General features: G+C 49.2%; 1 protein-coding gene. It reads right to left on the bottom strand.

Annotated elements, in window-relative coordinates:
* A partial coding sequence (locus ACUU1I_RS21035; protein ID WP_449144936.1) for a DUF1367 family protein occupies positions 1–579 on the bottom strand: 579 nt, incomplete at its 3' end.
* Between the last annotated feature and the right edge of the window lie 78 nt (positions 580–657).

Raw genomic sequence — 657 nt, forward strand, 5'->3', positions numbered from 1 at the left:
CGCGGCCACATTTTCGACTTCCTCCGGAGAGGAAAATTTACGGAACAGGATCCAGTTCCACAGCGCATTCAGTACAGATTTATAAACCTGCTGAAACTCGGTTTCGTCCATGTTCGCAAATGCGATAGATTTTGCCCTGCGCCCACGACTACCATCAGGATAAATATGCTCGGTGTAAAATCCGGCCTGAATGGTTACCCACTCGCGGAAAGCGTCAAACGACTTTAGCAATGCCGTATCCCGGGTTCTGCATGTCGCAACTGTATTAAGGTATTGCTCTGCGGCATCACTCAGGGCTGGAGTGTGTTCCCGACCTACTGATTCGCACAGGTAATCAACGAAGCCTGATACCAGTTTTCGTTCGCGAGGCGTGATCGCCCCACCGACCGGAGTCCAGTAATCAAATCCCAGTTGCAGGAGTTTGAAAAAACGCTTGTGGAATGCGTAGTTACGCACACGCTTAAAGTCTGCGTGTATCCACTCACCTATTTTGATTTGATGCAAAAAATCGCAACTCTCCGGCGTCGCCGGGAGAAGTAATCCGGAAGAGGTTTGTTTGACCAGTTGTATATGCGCCATCGTAGTTCTCCGCTGGCGCAGTAGAATGGGTGTTCAGCCCGTTATGTAGTATACCAGAATTAATGCCAATACTAACAG

It is taken from the genome of Shigella sp. SIG3, assembly GCF_053555855.1.